Consider the following 19,690-nt stretch of genomic DNA (forward strand, 5'->3'; position numbering starts at 1 on the left):
AAGTTTATAAATGCCTTTTATACTCACAATAAAGCAATAACTATTTGATACGACTAATGTTGTAAATTTTGTTAACTGGTAGGATTAGTTCTTGCGGTTATGGCAAAATGATGTAATGATTTTGTTAATCGTTATGGTTGGTCATGATGTCACGTATTAAGTCACATCGACTTGGGAGTATAAAAATATGAAAAACGGGCCTAGCGCTTTTAAGATATCACCGGTAGCAGCGGGAGTTCTCTCACTGCTAGGTGCTGCTGCAGTACCAGCACACGCTGCGAATTGGCAAGTGGGTGATGTAAGTATTTCTTTAGATTCAACATTTACATTAGCTACAAGTATTCGAACAGAGGCAAGAGATTACGACCTTATAGGTAACAGTAACCATCCTCAATTCGACTGGAGCGGTTATCACGCAGCTTTCAACCCTTTATACCCAAGTGGCGACGTGTGGGGTTTAGCAGATGGCGGTTATTCCACCAATGGTGACCTTGGTAACCTTGCACACGATCCAGGTGACGCGTTTGCAACGCAAATTTCAGGTACTCATGAATTAGATATCAATTTTGGCGACTATGGTTTCTTCGCCCGTGGTTTCTGGTTCTACGACTTTGAGCAAATGGACGGCGACCGTCCATACTCTAACCCAATAACGGGTAACCAATACGACTTGTGTCAAGACCCTGAAGCAGAAGACCTACTGTGTACCGATGTACGTCTTTACGACGCATTCTTCTATGGCGACTGGTGGATTGGCGACAAACCATTTACGCTTCGTGTAGGCCGTCAGGTGATCAGTTGGGGTGAAAGTACATTCATCCAGCACGGTATTAACACAACGAACCCTGTTGATGTAACACGAGCTCGTGCTCCAGGTGCAGAACTTAAAGAAGTATTCCTTCCAGTAGGGATGGTGTACGCGTCTTTAGGTTTGACTGACACAGTGAGTATTTCTGGTTATTACCAGTACGAGTGGCAGCGCAGCTGGCTTCCAGTTTCTGGCAGCTACTTCGCGGGTAACGACTTTGCAGGTGAGGGCGGTCAACGCCAAAACATCCAGCTTGGTTTCAGTGGTAACCCAGACATCGACTTAGATCACCTTCTCACTGCGTTGAACGGATATGGCGATTTGCTTCGCTCTGGCGCTAATCCAGCTGACATTTCGCAAGCCTACCTTGCTTATCCAACCAAAGTGGCTATCCGCGGTTTTTCTGACGAAGCGCACAATGACGCGGACGATCAGGGTCAATACGGTTTACGCTTGACGTGGTTTGCTGAAAATTTGAATGAAACAGAGTTTAGTTTCTATCACATCAATTACCACAGCCAACGCCCGCTTATTTCAGGTAAGACATCCGATTTTACTGCTGAAGGAATTGGCGCGGATCTCGCGTTCCTAGCGTCTAATACCGTTACTCGCGACAACATCACTGAACTGGGTGCATTTACACAGTCAGAGTTCTTCTACCCAGAAGATATCAAACTTTATGGTATGAGCTTTAACACTAACATCGGTACTACGGCTCTTGCGGGTGAATTTGCTTACCGTGTAGATGAGCCGCTTCAAATCGATGATGTTGAATTGCTTTACATGGGTATGCCAGAGCAGCTAGCGAATGCTGGGCTACGTCCAGATTTAGAAGGTATTTCACAGCTAAACAATATCGGAAGAGCAGTAGGCCCAGGCGAAACAGCGGAAGGTTATCTATTCTCTGATACATGGCAAATGCAGTTTACTGCCTCACACGTGTTTGGCCCTAAATTTGGCTCTGACAACTTCGTACTATTAGGCGAAGTAGGCTATGTGAACGTTGTAGATATGCCAGATCCGAACGTAATTCGCTTAAATGCGCCTGGTACAGCACGTACGCCGTCACTAGAGCCTATCAATGGCAATAGTCGTGAAGGTTTACATCAAGCGCTATCAGACGGACCAGAGACTAACCCGTTTGCTACTGACGATGCGTGGGGTTACCGCTTACTTGCTGTCGCTGATTACAACGACGTCATGGCCGGAATTAACTTACGTGCTCGTGCAACATTCTCTCACGATGTAGAGGGTACAACACCAGACCCTCTATTCCTTTTCACAGAAGATGTTAAGTCTGCTGCAATTTCATTGACGTTCGACTACCTAAGCAAGTGGTCAGCAACTGCGTCGTACAGCGCTTTCTGGGGCGGTATTGGTACTACTAATGCGCTATCAGACAGAGACTTCGTTTCATTTAACATCAAATATGCAATCTAAGAGTGGTATTTATGATTAGAAAAGTAGGAATTATCGCTGCGGCTTTATCACTTGCTCTGTCAGGTGCAAGCGCGATGGCAAAGGTGTCTGACGCAGATGCCAATAAACTAGGTAACGAATTGACGCCACTGGGCGCTATGAAAGCAGGTAATGCAGACGGCAGTATCCCAGCGTGGACTGGCGGTATTACTTCAGCACCAGCGGGCTACACAGTGGGTGATCACCATCCAGACCCGTACCCTGAAGATAAAGTGCTATTTGAAATCACGGCACAAAACTACAAAGAATATGCGGACTTTCTATCTGAAGGTCAGAAAAAGCTTTTCGAAGCTTACCCTGAAACCTTCCGTATGCCGGTTTACCCAACGCGTCGTTCTGCGTCTAATCCCCAGGCTATCTACGATGCAACTAAGGTAAATGCAACTAGCGCGGAGCTATTAGACGGCGGTAACGGAATTAAAGGGGCTGTTCTTGGTATTCCGTTCCCAATTCCACAAAATGGTCTTGAAGCAATTTGGAACCATATACTTCGCTATCGCGGTGAAGCGGTTCAGCGTAATGGTGGTCAAGCTGCAGTAACAACTGGTGGTGATTACAACGTAATCGGTTTCGATGAGCAGTTATTAATTAAGTACGCAGAAGAAGGTGCTACACCAGAAAAGCTTACTGACGAAAACGTCCTTTTCATGTTTAAACAAAAAGTAACAAAGCCTGCTCGTTTGGCGGGTACAGCACTGCTTGTACATGAAACAGTTGACCAAGTAAAAGAGCCGCGTAAAGCATGGACCTACAACACGGGTCAGCGCCGTGTACGTCTAGCACCAAACATTGCTTATGATACACCTGGAACTGCAGCTGATGGCCTTCGTACTACCGATGACTTTGATATGTTTAACGGCTCACCAAACCGTTACAACTGGAAGTTAGTGGGTAAGAAAGAAATGTTCGTTGCATACAACAACTATGCACTTCATTCAGATAATGCGAAGTACGATGACATCTTAAAGCCAAACCACGTTAATCCAGACCTAACACGTTGGGAAAAACACCGCGTTTGGGAAGTAGAAGCCACATTGAAAGACGGTTTCCGTCATATTTATCAAAAGCGTGTATTCTTCATTGATGAAGATAGCTGGCAAATTCAAGTTGCTGATATGTATGATAATCGTGGCGAACTTTATCGTGTTGGTGTAGCGTATGGTGTGAACTATTATGAAGTACCTACCCAGTGGTCTACGCTGGATGTGTACCATGACTTGAACTCTCGTCGTTACCTGGCCATTGGCCTCGATAACGAAGAAGAGATGTACGACTTCACCGTACGCCCACGAGATGTGGAATTCACACCTCAGGCGTTACGACGAGAAGGTATGCGCTAATCGCCTTAAACAACAAACGGTTGGCAATTGCCAGCCGTTTTTGTATGCAGACAATTATAAATAGGGGGAATGGTTAATTATGAAAAAAACCATTGCAGCGTGCATTGCCGCCACTTTCGCAGTTAATTACTCTACAACTGCAATCGCCGAAGAAGCATTCATGGCACCATTGGTTGAGCAATCGGTTCTTTTGGACATTGACGCTGATACATTTGTCGTTATTGTCGGTGAACGCGGTCACGTGTTAGTTTCAGAGGATGGTGAGGCATTTAATCAAAAAGCCGTACCAACACAATCAACGCTTACAGCGACAACTGTTGTAGGTGATAATATTTGGGCAGTGGGCCACGACGCTGTCATTCTTCATTCTTCAGATAAAGGCGAGACGTGGGAAATACAAAATTTCCAACCTGACCTTCAGCGCCCATTTCTAGACGTTTTATTCTTCAACGAAAAGCAGGGGATTGCTACAGGTGCCTATGGCTTGTTCTATCGAACCTTAGACGGTGGAAAAACGTGGACGGCAGAACGTCATGCCAGTCTGCTTGACCCAATGGATCAAGAATACCTTGAAGATATTCGAAAAGAAGATGAAGACTTCTATCAGCAAGAACTTGAATCTATTTTACCCCACTTAAACAGAATTACCCTTGATGGTGATACGCTTTACCTAGCAGGCGAAGCCGGGCTACTAGCCAAAAGTACCAATATGGGAGAATCATGGGAACGGTATTACGTCGACTATACAGGATCGTTTTTCGATATTAAGCCGCTTGATGAAAATACCGTTCTAGCGGTTGGCCTTCGCGGAAATATATTTGTTAACAGAAACGAAGGTGAGTGGGAATACGTACAAACTTGCTCAACCAGCACACTAAATTCAATTCTAACTGGTTCTGAATCGAAGGTTTATGCTTTGGGTAACAATGGGATGATGGTAAGCGCACAGCGACCTTTACCCACCAGTATGCGAGACCCCTATGCAAACCTTTCAGATTGCGAAGCTGATGAAGGCATTGTCGTTTCACAGATTAAAGACAAAGCCGCGCTTCTTAATGCAACACAGTTTAATGGTAAGAATATTGCCGTTACTGCGAATGGCATTAAAACGTTGAATTTAAAATAGGGCAGTATAAAAACAATGACCCATTTTCTTGAAAAATTAGTATTCGGAAACCGTAAAATTGTCGTAGCCTTGTTTGCTATAGCCACAGTTTTCCTTGGTTACCAAGCTTCACAAATGCGCTTAGACGCAGGTTTTGAAAAGAACATACCGCTAAATCACGAATACATGAAAACGTACATTGAGCACCGCCAAGATTTTGGTGGCGCTAACAATATATTAGTTTCTGTGTGTGATAAAAACGATAACATCTACAATCAAAACTTCTTCGATACACTAAAGAATGTTCACGACCAACTCTTCTTTATTAATGGGGTGAACCGTTCGTTAGTTATTTCGCTTTTCTCTCCTTCAACCCGCTTTACTGAAATTGTGGAAGGCGGCTTTGCAGGCGGACCGGTCATTCCTGCCGACTTTAATTCTGCAAGCCCAGAAGCATTAGAGTTGGTGGCTGCCAACGTAGAAAAGGCAAACATCGTCGGAAGACAAGTATCCAGTGATTACAGCTGCGCAATGGTAACAGCGCAATTGCTCGATATTGACCCGCAAACTGGCGAACCTCTCAATACATTGGCATTAGCGGCAGAACTTGAAGAGCAGCTTCGCGGTCAATATGAAAACGAAAATACGTCTATTCATATAATTGGCTTTGCGAAAATGATTGGCGATGTGGCCGACGGTGCAAAAGACGTGCTGCTCTTTTTCGCCATTGCTATCGCGATTACTGCGGTAATGGTGTATTTCTTCTCGCGCAGCATCATGCTTACGTTATTGCCATTAGTATGCTCAATCATTGCCGTTATCTGGCAGCTAGGACTGCTTACTTCAATTGGCTTTGGTATGGACCCTATGTCAATACTGGTGCCATTTTTGGTATTTGCCATTGGTGTGAGCCACGGCGTACAAATGATTAACGCGGTAGAAAAACAAGCAGTAACCGGTATTGGTGCTAAACGGGCATCTATGGCGGCATTCAGAAACTTGCTGGTTCCAGGCGGAATTGCATTGTTATCTGATACGGTTGGCTTTATGACGTTATTGGTAATCGATATCGGCATTATTCGCGAGTTGGCTATTACGGCAAGTATGGGTGTAGCGGTAATCATTCTTACCAACTTGTTGCTGCTGCCTGTGCTGATGAGCTTCTTAAAACTTGACCAGAAATATGTCGAAAAATTCGCGGGTAAAGAAAACGCTAATTCGAAATTCTGGGAAGTCATTGCAGCTTGTTCACGTAAAAAGCCTGCGGCAATAATTCTTATCGTTACTGCTATCCTATTCGTGTTTGGTCATTTCCAAGCTCAGAATATGAAGATAGGGGACTTACATGCGGGTGCACCTGCGCTTCATGAAACGTCACGCTACAATCAGGACACTTTCCTGATTACCGATAAGTACGAAGTAACGGTAGATTACATTTCTATTTTGGTTGAAACCACACCAGAAGCTTGTACGTCACACAGCGTGATGAAGGCCATGGACGATTTCCAGTGGAAAATGGAAAATGTTCAAGGCGTTCAATCGGCGGTTTCGTTGGCATCTGTTGCCAAAATTGTTAACGCAGGTTACAACGAAGGCAACGTTAAGTGGCAGGTACTCCCTCGTAACCAGCAAACATTGGTGCAGGCAATTTCTCGCGTTCCAACGTCGTCTGGTTTACTTAACGGCGATTGCTCGGTCATGCCAATTATTCTGTTTATGGAAGACCACAAAGCAGAAACGATCTCTCGTGTCGTTGAAGCGGTAAAAGCGTATCGCGATGAATATCAAACCGATGATATGAAGTTCAGTCTTGCTTCTGGTCCTGTCGGCGTGATGGCCGCAACTAATGAAGCAGTTAGTGCAGCGCAAGACCCTATGATGCTTTATGTATTTGGCGCCGTTATTGCATTGTGTCTAATTAGCTTCCGCTCGCTGCGTGCTACGTTAGTTGTTGTTATTCCGCTGTATGTGGTGTCTGTACTGGCGCAAGCCTTAATGACATACCTTCAAATTGGCCTCACCGTTTCTACATTACCAGTTATCGCACTTGGCGTGGGTATAGGTGTGGACTATGGTATTTATATACTCTCTACCAAGAGCTTAATGCTGAAGAAAGGCGCTACCGTTCAAGAAGCATATTTCGCTGCATTAAAAGAACGTGGAAGTGCTGTGCTATTTACCGGTATTACGCTGGCAATAGGCGTGAGCACATGGGTGTTCTCTTCGCTTAAGTTCCAAATGGATATGGGCATTTTGCTTACATTTATGTTCGTCGTGAACATGCTTGGAGCAATAATTGTACTGCCTGCACTAGCAAGATTCCTATGGTGGAACAAGAATGACCCTGATGCATAAAATATTTTTGCATAGCTAAGCATTAAAAAGGGCCTTTAGGCCCTTTTTTTTGGGTGTTTTCTGCATACTTATCTATGCTGTTAATATAAGGTTAAAAATGGGCTTTCATTAGCGTCATTTATTAGAGAAAATAGTTAGGTACTCGGCACTTATACCAAGCTGGATTGGTATTACGACATTCAAAAAAGGTTAACAAATGACAGTCACCTCACAGCGACACTCAGTACTGCTAGACAATGTATTTGCACTTATCGACAAAAAAGTAGATACCAAGCAGAAGTCTCTTGTGCAGCAATTCGGACGTCTGTTGTATAAAAATATTTCAAGCGATGACCTAGAAAATCGCAACGACAGCGACCTTTATGGTGCAACACTTAGTTTATGGAATGGCTTGGCGAAGTTTGAGCATACGTCGCCATACATACGCGTATTTAACCCGGAAATTGCCAAACACGGCTGGCACTCAAGCCACACAATTGTTGAGATTATTGTGTCGGATATGCCATTCTTGGTTGACTCGGTGCGCATGTTGCTAAATCGTTTGAACATCACCGCACATTTATTCCTTCACAGCCCAATTGGCATTAAGCGCGACAAAGCGAACAAAGTTCAAGCGTTTGCTGAGCCAGGTCAATCGCTTGAAGGTGCGAAAAAAGAAACGGTCATCTTTATCGAAATCGATAGACAAACATCGAAAAAAGACATTGATGCTCTAACACAAGAACTGCACTCTGTCGTTGATGAAGTTTCTCTGGCAGTTCAAGACTGGCAAGGCATGACAAATACCTTGCAAGACGTAATTAAAAACAATGGTAAATTTAACTGGCCTGTATCTGCAGAAGCCAAAAAGCAAACTAAAGCTTACTTAGAATGGTTAGGCGATCACAACTTCACAATGATGGGTTACCGTTATTATGACGTTAAAGCCATTGAAGGGGACCATAGATGGATCCCTCAAAACGACACCAGTTTAGGTTTGCTTAAAAACTCAGTAAACGACCGTGAGCGTTTGTTGTCTCGCTTGCCTGCGTCGGCCCGTGCGGAAGCGCTTAGCAAAAACCCATTGATTCTGACCAAAACAAATTCACGCGCGCGAGTACACCGTCCTGCATATATGGACTATGTAGGCGTGAAGGTATTTAACAAAGAAGGTCAGGTTGTTGGTGAGCACCGCTTCTTAGGTCTGTATTCTGCCTCTTTCTATAACAACAGCGTAACTCAGCTTCCGATTTTACGTGAAAAAATCAAACGTATTTGTGAGCTATCTGGTTTCGAGCCTGGAACTCACGCATACAAAGCGTTTGCAAATATTATAGAAACCTACCCACGAGATGAGTTGCTACAAACGCCAGCGGAAGAGCTAGCGCAAATTGTGATGGGTATTTTTCAAATGCAAGAGCGTGGAATTTCACGTTTATTCATTCGAAAAGACATTTTTGGCCGCTTTTTCTCGTGCATGGTGTTTGTGCCAAGAGAGCGCTATAACACCCAGTTACGCAAAGAAACCCAAGCGCTACTTAAAGCGTCATTGGGCGCAACTGAAGAAGTGGAATTTACTACGTTCTTCTCAGAGTCTGTATATGCCCGTACGCATTACATTGCTAGAGTCAACGACAACAACGCGGAATTCGATGTGAAGGAAATAGAGCAAAACATTATTGAGTTGACCAAAACCTGGAATGACAGACTCGCGTCAGCTATTTCAGCGGCACACGGTGAGGCTTCGGGTAAAGCGTTGGAACGCAAATACAACAATGCTTTCTCTCGCAGCTATATGGAGCATAACCTACCGTCAGCAGCGCTTGTAGATATTGGCAAACTAGAGATGTTAGACGACAACCACACATTGGATATGTTGTTCTATCGTCCACAAGAAGAAGACGCTGACAGCCAAGTAGTTAAGCTTAAGCTTTTCCACCGTGCTGAGCCTATTCATTTGTCTGACGTGTTACCGATGCTTGAGAATTTTGGGTTACGCGTAATCGATGAAAGCCCTTATAAAGTTACGTGTTCAGAAGGTGAACGTAACTGGGTCATGGACTTCACCATGTTACATAAAAGTGGTCAGCACTTTGACATGGAAAACGCCCAGGTTCTCTTTCAAGATGCCTTTGCCAAAGTGTGGTACAAGACACTAGAAGACGACGCGTTTAACCGCCTTATCCTTGGCGCGAATATGACTGGTCGTAAAGTTACGGTACTTCGTGCTTATGCTAAATACATGCGCCAGACCGGCAGTTCTTTCAGCCGTGACTACATCGCAAACACACTAGCTAACTATCCAGACATTGCTCGTTTACTCGTAGACTTTTTCGACCAGCGTTTTAATCCTAAGAAAAAGCGCAATGAGAAAAAAGAGGAAGGTATTCTTGAGACTATTAAGGAACAGTTAGATAACGTTAGCAACTTGGATGATGACCGAATTATTCGTCGTTATCTGGATATGATGTCTGCAACGTTACGTACAAACTTCTATCAGGCAGACGATGCCGGCAATGAAAAATCATATGTATCATTTAAGATGATGCCGGAACTCATTCCTGACATGCCATTACCACTGCCTAAGTTTGAAATTTTTGTTTACAGTCCTCGCGTTGAAGGTGTGCACCTGCGTGGCGGCAAAGTTGCCCGCGGCGGTCTTCGTTGGTCTGATAGACAAGAAGACTTCAGAACAGAAGTACTCGGCCTAGTAAAAGCGCAACAAGTTAAAAACACGGTGATCGTGCCGGTTGGTGCAAAAGGTGGTTTCGTTTGTAAGAACCTACCTGTAGGCGAAGGTCGCGCAGCTATTCAGGCTGAAGGCCAAGCATGCTATCGCACTTTCATCACCAGCTTGTTAGATATTACTGACAACATTGTAAATGGTGAAATTGTTCCTCCTAAGGATGTTGTTCGCCTTGATGATGACGACCCTTATTTGGTTGTTGCTGCAGATAAAGGCACCGCCACATTCTCTGATATCGCAAACGGTATTGCGGAAGAGTTTGGGTTTTGGCTGGGCGATGCATTTGCATCTGGCGGTAGTATTGGATATGACCATAAGAAAATGGGTATTACTGCGCGCGGCGGATGGGAGTCGGTTAAACGTCATTTCAGAGAAATTGGTATCGACTGTCAGACCACTGACTTTACCGCTGTTGGTGTGGGTGACATGGCAGGTGACGTATTCGGTAACGGTATGTTGCTATCAGAGCATACGCGACTAATCGCTGCGTTTAACCATTTACATATTTTCTTCGATCCAAGCCCAGATGCAGCAGCAACTTATAAAGAGCGTCAACGCCTGTTTGAGAATCCAAGCCTAAGCTGGGAAGACTATGACAGTAAGCTGATTTCAAAAGGCGGTGGCGTATTTAGCCGCGCGTCTAAATCTATCAAGCTTACACCTGAAATGAAAAAGTGGTTAGGTACGCGTCAGCTAACGATGACGCCTAATGAGCTAATTCACAATATATTGAAAATGCCAGTCGACCTACTGTGGAACGGTGGAATCGGTACGTATATTAAGAGCAAGAAAGAATCTCACTCAGACGTAGGTGACCGTGCTAATGATGACTTACGCGTCAATGGTCGTGACGTACAAGCTAAAATTGTGGGCGAGGGCGGTAACTTAGGTCTAACGCAGTTAGGTCGTATTGAATATGCGTCTAACGGTGGCCGAGTTAACACTGACTTCATCGATAACGTAGGTGGGGTTGATTGCTCGGATAACGAAGTAAACATCAAAATCTTGCTTAACAGCCTAGTTAACGACGGTGAACTTACGCTTAAACAGCGTAATAAGTTGCTCTACGATATGACCGACGATGTAAGTCGAATTGTACTGAAAGACTGCTACCGTCAAACTCAGTCTATCTCTATTACTGAGTTAGCTGGCGTTAAGCAACTTAAAGAACAGCTTCGCTTTATCCACGGTCTTGAGCGTGAAGGTCAGCTAAACCGTGAATTGGAATTTATACCAAGTGACGATGAGATTTCTGATCGCGTAGCCACGGATCAAGGTTTAACTCGCCCAGAGTTAAGCGTATTGATTGCGTACGGCAAAATGGTACTTAAAGATGCGCTTAATATTCCGGAAATCACTGACAATCCTTACCACGGTAAGTTGTTAGTAGAAGCCTTCCCTAAAGTGCTCCGCGAAAAATTCGCAACACACATGCAACAGCATCCGCTTAGAAGCGAAATTATTGCGACTAAGTTAACCAACAACATGGTTAACGACATGGGCCTTAACTTCGTGTTTAGAATGCAGGAAGAAACTGGCGCAAGTGTGAGCGAAATTGCTGACGCATACGCAATTGTTCACGGTATCTTTAACATGAAGACGCTGTGGGAGCGCATCGAACAACTGGATAACGTTATTCCAGCTCAGCTACAGCTTAAAATGTTAGATGAAGCACGTAGAATTATGCGTCGCGCTTCGCGCTGGTATATTCGCCACGGTAATAAGACGCAATCCATTGAAGAAGCCATCGCGAGCTACCGTGGTACCTTCGATATATTATCGAAGAACCTGCAAAACTACTTGGTTAAAAGCGAATTTACTCAGCTTGAAAACGCTACGCAGAAATACATTGATAAGGGTGTACCAGAAGACATCGCTTATCAGGTTGCAAGCTTCTCTAACATGTTCTCTAGCTTTGACCTTGCGCAAATCGTTGAAGCAGATAAGCATGATACCGATGTAGTCGCTAAGCTTTACTATCAGCTAGGTTCTCGTTTAGAACTTCACTGGTTCTTAGATCAGATAAACAACCAGGCGGTAAGCAACCACTGGCAAGCGTTAGCTCGCGCCTCGTATCGTGAAGAGTTAGATTGGCAGCAGCGTTCCATTGCAGCTAACCTGCTAGCTTCTCGCGAAGACGTAAGTAGTGCAGATCAAATTCTTGATGAGTGGATTGAAAGCAATCAAGTCCTACTTAAGCGCTGGTATCACATGATGTCTGAGTTTAAGACCAGTACAACGCACGAATTTGCGAAATTTTCTGTCGCTTTACGTGAATTGATGCTTTTAAGCGTGAAGTCTAACCATTAGAATACACGCACCTTAATGATTTAAGCCCTGTTTATCAGGGCTTTTTATTGGCCGACTGAACATTGCTGTACATTTTTGAAGCATCGTTTGTAAAAGCAAACCTCATACAAGCGCAATATACGTTGATGATCAACAGGCCCTTAATTAGCGAGCGGTAATAATAACCATGCAATCTCTAGTGCAAAAATTCTTGCTTCAGTGTGAACCTGAAAAAAGTCACGATTTCACCATTAACTGGTTAAACAAGACCCAACATACACCGCTGAAATGGATGTACAGCACACCGACGATAAAAAAGCCCGTTACCGTTGCCGGCATGACCTTCGATAATCCGGTAGGACTTGCCGCCGGTCTTGATAAGAACGGCGATTGTATTGATGCATTTGCGAGCATGGGATTTGGTTTTGTTGAGATAGGCACGGTAACGCCTCGTCCGCAGCCAGGAAACCCAAAACCTCGTTTATTCAGAATTCCGGAAAAGCACGCCATTATTAATCGCATGGGATTTAATAATAAAGGTGTTGATCATCTTGTCGAACAAGTGAAAAAGGCTCAGTTTAAAGGGCCTATTGGTATTAATATTGGTAAAAATAAAGATACCGAAGAAGCGAATGCGCTCGACGATTACCTGATTTGTTTAAACAAAGTTTATCCTTACGCAAGCTACGTCACTATTAACATTTCGTCACCGAACACACCTGGCCTAAGAAACCTCCAATACGGTGAAGCGCTCGATAAGCTGTTAGTTGGCCTAAAAGCAGCACAGGAAACGCTAACGCAAACCCACGGTAAATATGTGCCGCTGTTCATTAAAATAGCGCCAGATTTGAGCGATGTGGAAATTGACAGTATTGCTGCTTCGCTAATTAATAGCAAAATGGATGGTGTAATTGCTACTAATACGACACTTTCACGTGATGCCGTTGCCGGATTACAGCACGCTGAGGAAATGGGCGGTTTAAGTGGCTCAGTTATGACAGATATGAGCTTAGAAGTAACACGCAAGCTAAACAAAGCACTTGACCGCGCTATTCCTATTATTGGCGTTGGTGGTATTGACTCACCCGAAGCGGCACAAGCACGCTTGGACGCTGGCGCATCACTGGTGCAGGTCTACTCGGCTTTTATTTATCAAGGCCCATCGCTCGTTAAACGCATCGTAAACGCGTTATAATATACCCAAACCAATCTCTCGTGTACGTGCTTTTTCTTAAGCACGTACATCAAAAACAGGTACATGAATGAATACTATTCTGGTTACGACCAGTCGCGGTCTTGACGAACTATTAAAACAAGAAGTGCTACGCCTTTGCCCTGATGCGCAAGTTAAGCAAGGGCCTGGCACTATTCAGTTTGAAGGCTCAAAAGAGGATGCGTATAAACTTTGCTTATGGTCACGCTTAGCTAACCGCGTAGTTTGGGTGTTGGCATCAGGCAAAGCAGGCGATGCAGATGCACTGTATAATACGGCTATGGGTATTGACTGGCAAATGCAGATGGATTCACGTCATACCTTATCTGTACAGTTTATCGGCACAAACTTTGCCATAAAAAACACTCAATTTGGTGCGGTTCGTGTTAAGGACGCCATAGTAGATTCATTTGTAGAGCAAGGCTTACCGCGCCCATCAGTAGAACGAAAGAGCCCTGATATTTCTGTGTATGCAAGACTACATCGCGATAATGTAATTTTAGGCATAGATTTAGCGGGGGCAAGTCTGCACCAACGCGCATACCGACAAGAAACCGGTGACGCGCCGCTTAAAGAGCATATCGCAAGCGCAATGCTAATGCGTAGTGGATGGACAGAGAATACCGATGCGCCATTGGTCGATTTGATGTGTGGCTCGGGCACCATCGCGATTGAGGCAGCCTACATCGCTCGCAATATTGCGCCAGGTATAAAGCGTAAGTATTGGGGCTTTACTAAGTGGCTCGGCCACGAAGAGAAGCTTTGGGATGATTTGGTAGAACAAGCTATTTCCGCGCAAAAGCCTAGCTGCAGTGGTATTTACGCGGGTGATTTCAGCCGTAAAATGGTAGCAATTGCAAAAGCAAACGCTGATTTTGCTGGCGTATTTAACGATATTTCGTTCTCACAGCAAGACGCAACAAAATCTTCTCCGCCCGTTGCCACACCAGGCTACGTCGTTTCAAACCCTCCTTACGGAGAACGTTTGGGCGAGCTAACATCGTTAATACCGCTATTTAGTGATTGGGGTAAGCGTTTTAAAGAAGCCTGGAAGGGATGGCATGTGTCGCTTCTTAGCAGCAATCGTGATTTGCTTCGGGTTTTAAAGCTTCGCGCCACCAAAGACTATGCCATGAATAACGGTAAGCTGGAATGTCGTTTAGCGAATTATGTGTTGGATGAAGAAAACACGGTACAGTTTAGCGAGGACGCTAGCAACCACGAGTTTGCTAATCGTTTGAAGAAAAACCTCAAACGCATGAAAGGCTGGATCAAGAACGCTAACACTAACTGTTACCGCATATACGATGCTGACCTGCCAGATTATAACGTTGCCGTAGATAGATATGGTGACTGGCTGGTCGTTCAAGAATACGCGCCGCCAAAAACGGTTTCTGAAGATAAAGCACGCAAGCGTCTGCAGGAAGTCTTGCTTCATTTGCCAGCAGTAACAGGTGTTTCACCAAGACAGATAGCGCTTAAAGTGCGTAGCCAACAAAAAGGTACAAAACAGTACGAGAAAATTAATCAGACTGGCGACATGATGGAAGTGTTTGAAAATGGCGCTCGTTTCCTGGTTAACCTTACTGACTACTTGGACACAGGCCTTTTCTTAGATCACCGTAATACCCGCCAAAAAGTGCAGGCGTTGTCCCAAGGTAAAGACGTTCTTAACTTGTTTTCATATACGGGTAGTGTGTCGGTATTCGCCGCTAAAGGTGGCGCAAAGTCTGTAACGACAGTGGATATGTCTAATACTTATTTAGAGTGGGCAAAGAAGAACGTAGCGCTGAACAAACTCACTGCGCCTCATGCTTTTATTCAAGCTGACTGCACCACTTGGTTAGGCACGCATAAAGGCAAATACGACTTAATTTTTATCGACCCACCGTCATTTTCGAATTCAAAGCGTATGCAAAATACGTGGGATGTGCAGCGCGACCACGTAAAAATGCTTACCGATGCTAAAGCGTGCTTAAAAGAGCAGGGGATCATCATCTTCTCTAACAACAAGCGTGGCTTTAAGCTAGACGAATCAGCCATCAGTGAACTGGGCTTGTCAGTAGACAATATTACCAAAGACACAATTCCAGAAGATTTTGCACGTAAAGGCAATATCCATCAGTGCTGGGTACTAGCTTCATGAAAATTTATTTTTACACCGGGCCGCAATGTAGCCTGTGCGACTTAGCCGATGTTGAGCTTCAACAAACGTCTATGTTTTCATCGCTTAATATAGAGAAGGTTAACATTCGCACTAGCACTGAGCTTTATCATTTGTACGGTGCAAGGATCCCCGTTTTGAAACGGGCAGATAACGAAAAAGAAATTGGCTGGCCTTTTAATACAGCCGATTTAGAGGAGTTTCTTCAGTGAGCATTTTGCAGTTAAAAAACATCACTGTTATTTATGGAAATCCGCCGCTGTTAGACGGTGTCGAACTGGTTGTACAGCCTAAAGAGCGCGTTTGCCTAGTAGGTCGCAACGGTAGTGGTAAATCAACGCTAATGAAAGTTATCGCTGGCGATATTATTGCCGACGATGGGCAGCGTATAATTGAAAATAATACGGTCGTTGCGCGCTTAGAGCAGGACCCGCCTCAAACCACCGATGTGACGCTTTTTGACTATGTTGCCGAAGGCTTATCTGACGTAGGTGAAACACTGAAAGCCTACTTTCATCAAACCCGTATCGTTGGTGAAGATCCAAGCGAATCAAATTTAAATAAATTACAGCGACTACAAGAACAGTTAGAAGCCAGAGACGCGTGGCAGTTTGAACAGCAAATTGAACAGACGCTAACCATGCTAAAGCTAGACCCTGAGATATCGCTATCTACTCTTTCTGGGGGATGGCGTAGAAAAGCAGCGCTAGCTCGTGCGCTTGTTCGACAGCCGGATTTGCTCCTTTTAGACGAACCAACTAACCACCTTGATATTGAAATGATCCGCTGGCTTGAATCCAGCTTGAGTAATTACCAAGGCGCAATTGTGTTTGTGAGCCACGACCGTGCATTTATACGTGCCATGGCTACGCGAATTATTGATCTAGACCGCGGCTCGGTTACGAGCTATCCGGGTAACTACGAAACTTATTTAGAAAAGAAGCAGCACGATTTAGAGGTTGAAGCTTCACAAAACGCTGAGTTTGATAAAAAACTAGCGCAAGAAGAGGTATGGATTCGTCAGGGCATCAAAGCCCGCCGTACCCGCAACGAAGGCCGAGTAAGAGCGCTGAAAAAACTACGCGAGGAGCGTAAAGCGAGAAGAGCGGTTCAGGGCAATGCGGTAGTCAATCAACACCAGGGCGCGCGCTCTGGAAAGATGGTGTTTGAAGTAAAAGACTTAAGCTATAGCATTGAAGGCAAGCCTATTGTTAAAGGGTTAAACCTGAATGTTTTGCGTGGTGACAAGCTTGCTCTCATTGGTCCTAATGGTAGCGGTAAAAGTACGCTTATCAAGCTTCTACTCGGCGAACTCCAGCCCGATAGCGGCAACTGCAAACAAGGCACTAACCTTGAAGTTGCTTACTTTGACCAGCACCGCCACGGGCTGGATTTAGAAAAGTCTGTGATAGACGCGGTAGGCGACGGTAAACGCGATCTGATGGTAAATGGCCACCCACGCCATGTGATCAGCTACTTACAAGATTACTTATTTACGCCTGAACGCGTTAACGCCCCGGTTAAGTCGCTATCAGGTGGAGAGAAAAACCGCCTGATGCTAGCAAAACTGATGCTTAAACCGAGCAACGTTTTGGTGCTGGATGAGCCTACCAATGACTTAGACGTTGAAACCTTGGAAATGCTCGAAACCTTACTCAACGAATATACCGGCACCGTGCTTTTAGTCAGTCACGATAGGGAATTTGTTGATAACGTAGCAAATAGTAGCGTGGTATTCGAAGGTAATGGAATGCTTCGCGAATTTATTGGGGGTTTCACTGACGTAGAAAACTGGTATAAAGAGCAACAGGAAAAACGTCAGCAAATCGAAAAGGAAGAAAAAGCCAAGGTAAAGAATGAAACTAATTCAGCTTCAGACAGTCCTAGTGCTAAGTCTTCTCCCCGTAAGACGAAAAAGCTATCATACAAAGACCAGCGTGAACTTGAGTCCTTACCGAAAGAACTAGAAACACTTGAGGAAGAGCTTGAGGCTATGCAAGAAAAAGTGAACGACCCGGACTTTTTCAAACAAGACAGTGACATTACTGCCAAGGCGTTAGCCGAGTTGGCAGATAAAGAAGAATTACTTTCCCAGAAATATGCGCGCTGGGATGAACTAGAAAGTATGCTGGAAGATAATCAGCAGTAAATAGGATTTTAAATGAAACGAACTCAGCTTGCCGCCGCCGTTCTGTTGGCAACAGGAAGTGTTTCGGCATTCGCCGCGACCTATTCAGTGACGCCTCTTCCTTTACAGGATACCGCTAGAAACAATTTTGCTCGTTCGATTGATAACTCAGGCAAAATGTTGTCTGTCGTTCAACTGGAGTTTAATCCACCAATCGACGCAGAGCAGCTTGAAGAAGACACGACTTTTTTTGACCAGTTCGGTGAGAGTCTAGAAAACGAAGATGACGCACGCCAGGGTGTTTTTACAGACATAGACTACACCACGGTAGTAAACTATCTTCTATCGAACCCAAATCTTACAACGGGACAGAAGCTAGCGTCGTATAGAACCTATGCAACCGACACTCAAGATATATCATTAGTACCAGGTCTTGATGAAGTTACAGACAAATTTGATGACTATACGCGATCTGTTGAATCGACTGGTCGTGACAGCTTGAACGGTAACTTTATTGTCGGTGATTCTTCGGGACTGGTTGTTCTAGACCCATATGAGAACGAAGATGGCGATACATTAAACTACACGTATCCAGAGTCAGCACAACAAGCCTTTGTTCAAGCATCTGGAGAGACTAAAGTACTTCCAGCTGTTGATGACACTGTAGGAGGGTTCTCTTCAGCTCGAGCAATAAACGCAAACTTACAGGTTGCAGGTTTCAGTACTGTTAGTTTCCGCGATGATGTTGCCGATGCTGTTGAAACGTGTACAGACGATGAGTCTCGTGGTGACACATCTGAAGGTCGCTGCCTGTTTACTATTTATAATGGCGATTTTGCTGTTCCACGTATTTCTAGCTACTTCATTAATTCATCTACAAATTACTTACCGAGCTTCGTATTGCTGTCTGAGGTTAACGCTACCATTTGGCAGATCGATGTCAACGGCGATGTAATCAGCACCGATACCTACCCGTTATTATTTGAACCTGATGAAGACGATACACGCCACTATTTCACGTATGCCTATGACATAAATAACCAAGGTATCGCAGTCGGTGAAGGCCTTACTGGAGATCGCATTACGATAACGCGCCCAAATACATCAGGCAGAACTGAAAGTGAACGAGTTGCAACGGTTTTCAGAGACGGTGAAACCATTGAACTTCTTCCACGCGAAGAAAATATCATTAGCCAGGCTATCGCAATTAATGATGAAAATTGGGTGACGGGTGCAGTGCTTCGTTCACAAAGCGATATCGCACGCTCTCGTTTGTTTGTATACAACCTTGATACCCAAGAACAGCATTACCCTGATGGCTTCTTCGTGAGTGCTGGTGTGACTGCGAATGCCATTAACAATAATAATATCGTGGTGGGTAAGGCAGACGTGGATGCAACGAGTGATACGCTTCGCGATACAGCGGCATTTATGTACAACATTGATACTGAAGAGTTTACTAACTTAAATGATTTAGTTTCTTGTGATAACCCTTATGAGCTAATTGAAGCAGTAGATATCAACGATGATAATGAGATCATTGCGAATGCGAGAATTAAAGCTACGAACAAGTATGTAACGGGTAACGATATAATTAATTCAGACGGTGAAACAGAAGAAATCGACTCCGTAGTGGCGGTTAAACTGTCTCCGTTATCGAATGGTTCCATAGATGAATGTGAAATTCCTGAGGACGAACAGCCCTATGAGCGAAAAGGAGCTGCAACAGGTTTACTCGCATTTTTTGGTCTATTTGCTGCAGTATTTATGCGTAGACGTTTAAAGAAATAGCTGACCATTTGGACAATATGTAATCAATATTAAAAGAGCCACCTATGCGTGGCTTTTTTTATGCCTAAAAAACGTAAAAAAAGACATATTTATGCATAAAAAATGTAACATAAATTTCATAGAAACTTCATTTATTTAAATTTTGTCAAGCCCTTTTATTTTTTATTTTTCTTGAACCATTTAGTTAATTGCACTATCACAGTATTGTACGCAATCACTTTTCCGGCACTATCAACCGAAATGATGTAGAGCGCTCGAGAAAATGATTTGTTGTACTTTCAACAAACAAAAGA

The 19,690-nt window shown here is 44.2% G+C and carries 10 protein-coding genes; all 10 read left to right on the forward strand.

Annotated features, from left to right (window positions below; genetic code table 11):
* The first annotated feature begins 187 nt into the window (after window positions 1–187).
* Window positions 188–2,248, forward strand: coding sequence for a DUF1302 domain-containing protein (locus ACFI6L_RS02835; protein ID WP_462573387.1), 2,061 nt, complete (start codon window positions 188–190; stop codon window positions 2,246–2,248).
* Between the two features lie 11 nt (window positions 2,249–2,259).
* Window positions 2,260–3,627, forward strand: coding sequence for a DUF1329 domain-containing protein (locus ACFI6L_RS02840; RefSeq protein WP_014949549.1), 1,368 nt, complete (start codon window positions 2,260–2,262; stop codon window positions 3,625–3,627).
* A 79-nt stretch (window positions 3,628–3,706) separates the two neighbouring features.
* The gene (locus tag ACFI6L_RS02845; protein ID WP_462573388.1) at window positions 3,707–4,753 is read left to right on the forward strand and encodes a WD40/YVTN/BNR-like repeat-containing protein; all 1,047 of its coding nucleotides are present in this window, start codon (window positions 3,707–3,709) and stop codon (window positions 4,751–4,753) included.
* 15 nt (window positions 4,754–4,768) lie between these two features.
* Window positions 4,769–7,087, forward strand: a complete 2,319-nt coding sequence (locus ACFI6L_RS02850; RefSeq protein WP_462573389.1) for an efflux RND transporter permease subunit — start codon at window positions 4,769–4,771, stop codon at window positions 7,085–7,087.
* 196 nt (window positions 7,088–7,283) lie between these two features.
* On the forward strand, window positions 7,284–12,122 hold the full coding sequence (locus ACFI6L_RS02855) for an NAD-glutamate dehydrogenase (protein ID WP_338851363.1): 4,839 nt from the start codon (window positions 7,284–7,286) through the stop codon (window positions 12,120–12,122).
* A gap of 166 nt (window positions 12,123–12,288) precedes the next feature.
* Window positions 12,289–13,296 (forward strand): quinone-dependent dihydroorotate dehydrogenase, encoded by a 1,008-nt coding sequence (gene pyrD, locus ACFI6L_RS02860; protein ID WP_014949553.1) that lies wholly within the window; start codon window positions 12,289–12,291, stop codon window positions 13,294–13,296.
* Between the two features lie 67 nt (window positions 13,297–13,363).
* Window positions 13,364–15,460 carry a bifunctional 23S rRNA (guanine(2069)-N(7))-methyltransferase RlmK/23S rRNA (guanine(2445)-N(2))-methyltransferase RlmL gene (gene rlmKL, locus ACFI6L_RS02865; protein WP_156078374.1) on the forward strand — a complete coding sequence of 699 codons (2,097 nt, stop codon included), beginning with the start codon at window positions 13,364–13,366 and terminating at the stop codon, window positions 15,458–15,460.
* The gene (locus ACFI6L_RS02870) at window positions 15,457–15,690 is read left to right on the forward strand and encodes a glutaredoxin family protein (protein ID WP_014949555.1); all 234 of its coding nucleotides are present in this window, start codon (window positions 15,457–15,459) and stop codon (window positions 15,688–15,690) included. Before rlmKL ends, ACFI6L_RS02870 begins: the two co-directional genes overlap by 4 nt.
* A complete protein-coding gene (gene uup, locus ACFI6L_RS02875; RefSeq protein ID WP_462573390.1) occupies window positions 15,687–17,627 on the forward strand; it encodes an ATP-binding cassette ATPase Uup in 1,941 nt (646 codons plus the stop codon). The genes ACFI6L_RS02870 and uup overlap by 4 nt, the downstream gene beginning before the upstream one ends.
* Window positions 17,628–17,639: 12 nt before the next feature.
* Entirely contained in the window at window positions 17,640–19,397 is a 1,758-nt protein-coding gene (locus tag ACFI6L_RS02880; protein ID WP_014949557.1) for a DUF3466 family protein, read from the forward strand.
* Window positions 19,398–19,690 lie beyond the last annotated feature (293 nt).

The organism is Alteromonas sp. G4i35, assembly GCF_054960375.1.